This window comes from Allobosea sp. 117 (genome assembly GCF_000702305.1).
In the GTDB taxonomy this organism is placed as follows: domain Bacteria; phylum Pseudomonadota; class Alphaproteobacteria; order Rhizobiales; family Xanthobacteraceae; genus Ancylobacter.
The window spans coordinates 1-2,840 of the sequence record NZ_JNLC01000008.1 but is presented as its reverse complement, the minus strand read 5'-3'; the positions used below and the strand labels follow the sequence as shown (position 1 = coordinate 2,840).

Annotated in this window: 3 protein-coding genes; all 3 read right to left on the bottom strand. The window is 70.0% G+C overall.

Annotated features, from left to right (window positions below):
- Window positions 1–135: 135 nt before the first annotated feature.
- The 3 genes from U742_RS0102045 to U742_RS0102035 all read right to left on the bottom strand — a co-directional run bounded on the left by U742_RS0102045 (window position 136) and on the right by U742_RS0102035 (window position 2,491).
- Window positions 136–429 (bottom strand): aa3-type cytochrome c oxidase subunit IV, encoded by a 294-nt coding sequence (locus tag U742_RS0102045; protein ID WP_029349549.1) that lies wholly within the window; start codon window positions 427–429, stop codon window positions 136–138.
- Between the two features lie 81 nt (window positions 430–510).
- Window positions 511–1,911 carry an ABC1 kinase family protein gene (locus U742_RS0102040; protein WP_248310234.1) on the bottom strand — a complete coding sequence of 467 codons (1,401 nt, stop codon included), beginning with the start codon at window positions 1,909–1,911 and terminating at the stop codon, window positions 511–513.
- A 79-nt stretch (window positions 1,912–1,990) separates the two neighbouring features.
- A complete protein-coding gene (locus tag U742_RS0102035; RefSeq protein ID WP_029349545.1) occupies window positions 1,991–2,491 on the bottom strand; it encodes a DUF6790 family protein in 501 nt (166 codons plus the stop codon).
- Between the last annotated feature and the right edge of the window lie 349 nt (window positions 2,492–2,840).

The window sequence follows — 2,840 nt, the reverse complement described above, 5'->3', positions numbered from 1 at the left end:
GAGCGCAATCCCGCGCCCGAAGCCACAACAACCTCCCCGCCAAGCCCAACAACTCGCCGAACCGTCTCAACAGACGCACCAACCCGTGGCTCCGAAGCAGAGCTCTCTTTGACAACAGCTATCCGCATGGCTGCCTCAGGACGTCAGGACGAGGAGAAGGAGAAGCACCACCACGAGGCCGCCGAGAAGACCCGGCTTGCCGGTGTCCGAGGCGAACCCGACTGCGGTCGCGGCCAGCAGCGCGAGGGTGCCGATCGTGAACAGGCCCCAATGGCCGTTTACGCCGCCAATGGCGAGGGCGATCATCAGGCCGACCGTCGCCAGCGTGCCGACCAGGGTCAGCTTCACGAAGAACCTGTAGGTCCCCTCGTGCTCGGCATAGTCGTTGCCGTCGGCGATGGCGTATTCGGGCGCTCCGTGGTCGGCCATAGGCCCCCTCCCTATTGATATTGACAGGCAGCAGCCCGCTTTAGCGGAAGACGCCAGCGGCGGCAACGGCGAAGCCCGATCCTAGAGACGAAGTCCTGCCCTGCCGAGCGCGGCGCCTTGCCGCGTCGCGACCTCCGCGACCGAGAAGCCGGCGATCGCCGCCTCGAACAGACGGTGGAAGTTCAACTCGGCCTTCAGATGCAGGAAGACGCCGCCGAGCCCGATGGCGGCGCGGTCCATAAAGACGAATTCGCGCGGCACGGTGACCGGGCCCTTCTCCTTCAGCGCCTGGTGCACGCGGAAAGCCTCGCGGCGGCCATAGTCGCCGGGCGCCACCCCATCCGCCACCGAGCGCACCCGGTCGTCGAGCAGCGGGCCGTAGATGAAGCGCGCCCAGATGTTCAGCACCTCGATGAGGTCGCGCTTCAGCCCGCGGAAGCCCCATGTCTCGTAGGCATGGACGATGCGGGCCTCGTCTCCCGTCTTCAGCCCCTCATAGAGATCGACCACCCCGCCGACGAAGGAGGGCGGGAAGATGCGGATGCAGCCATAGTCGAGCAGGTTGATGCCCCCCGCCTCGCCGCTTTCCTCGAAGACGGTGTAGTTGCCGAGATGCGGATCGCCGTGGATCACGCCATGGCGCGCGAAGGGCAGCCACCATGCGGCGAACATGGCGGCGGCGATGCGGTTGCGTTCCTCCAGCGGATGCTGGGTAAAGGCGAGCAGGCGCCGGCCCTCCAGCCAGTCGAGGGTGAGCAGCCGGCCGGTGGACAGCTCCGGCCATACCCGCGGCACGCGCACACCCGCCTCGCCCGCCAGCATGTCGGCATAGAGGCCCGCATGCTTGGCCTCGCGGCGGTAGTCGAGCTCCTCGCGCACCCGGGCGCCGATCTCCTGCGCGATCTCGCGCGTGTCGATCGCCGGGTCCATGCGCCGGTGCAGGGCGAGCAGCAGTTCGAGCTGGCGCAGATCCGCCTCCACCGCGGAGGCCATGTCCGGATATTGCAGCTTGCAGGCGAGCGCCGTGCCGTCGAGCGCCACCGCGCGGTGCACCTGGCCGAGCGAGGCGGCGGCGGCCGGCTCGCGCTCGAAGCTCGAAAAGCGGCCCTGCCAATCGGCGCCGAGCTCGGCCATCATGCGCCGCTTGACGAAGGCCCAGCCCATGGGCGGCGCCTCGCTCTGCAGCGTGGCGAGCGCCTTGGCGTATTCCGGCGGCAGCGCCTCGGGAATGGTCGCCATAAGCTGGGCGACCTTCATGATCGGCCCCTTGAGGCCACCGAGCGCGCTCGCCAGCGCCGCCGCATTGCCGGCCCGCGCGTCGCCCGCGCCGATAAGCCGGGCGCCGGCGATGCGCGCCGCCACGCCGCCGACGCGCGTGCCAACCCGCGCATAGCGCACCGCGCGGGCGCTGAGCCGGTTCGCTTCCGGATCGGCGGGCGGGTTCGGATCGACGGGCAGATCGTGATCGCGGGGATCGGCCAACTGGGGCACCTTCCTGTTGCGCCCCCCTCAGGTGGCGCAGTTGCGCGGCAGGCGCAAGCCGCGCCCGATCACGGTCCGGCTACAGCAGCTTGCGGGCGAAGCCGGTCATGCGCTGCAGGGCGAGCAGGCCGAGTATGGCGATCGGGGCGAGGAAATCGGAGAACAGGATCGGCCCGGCATTGCCCTCGGCCATGTTACCGGTCTCGGAGATCTGCACGACATGGCCGACGCCGGCGCCGCCGAGGAAGCCGAGGCTCACCACGCCGACCGCCGCGCGGAAGCCGGGCGAGCCCCAGAAGGCGGCGATCACCCCGGCGAGCCCGATGCCGAGATTGGCCATGCCGACCTCGAACTGGAACGGGCTCGGCGCCCAGCCGATCGAGGCGGCGGACGAGCCGGGGAAAAAGACGTGGCCGAGGAAGGCCCACAGGCTCACCAGTCCGACCGGGAACAGCAGCACATAGCGCAGCAACTGCTCGAGGATGGCGCCGACGCTGACGGGGCGCCCGCCCCGCCAGACCGCGAGGCCGGCCAGCACGATGGCAGCCAACCAGGCCAGCAGCGGAATCCAGAACACCATGCAACGCCCTCCCCGATGATTCCCTGCCGCAGGATGCCACGGCGACGACGGCTCCGCGAGACGGCGCCCGGCACTCCGCCCTGCCCGCCGTGCATCCCTCGTCATCCTGAGGTGCTCGACCACAGGTCGAGCCTCGAAGGACGCAAACGGCCGATGCAGGGCACGGGCCTGCGCTCGGCTGGCACCCCCTGCGTGCTTCGAGGCCGGCCTGATGGCCGGCACCTCAGCATGACGGAGGTCTGTTCCGGACGGCGGAGAAGGCGACGCGATGGCCCCCGCTTCCAGCACCAATCGCCCCGCGCCCTGACCGGGCCGGGGGTGTGGATGAGGCACCTTGCGTTCTCGCCCT

Coding starts and splice junctions, on each gene's coding strand:
- U742_RS0102035 (WP_029349545.1), bottom strand. CDS start 2,491: ATGGTGTTCTGGATTCCGCTGCTGGCCTGGTTGGCTGCCATCGTGCTG.
- U742_RS0102045 (WP_029349549.1), bottom strand. CDS start 429: ATGGCCGACCACGGAGCGCCCGAATACGCCATCGCCGACGGCAACGAC.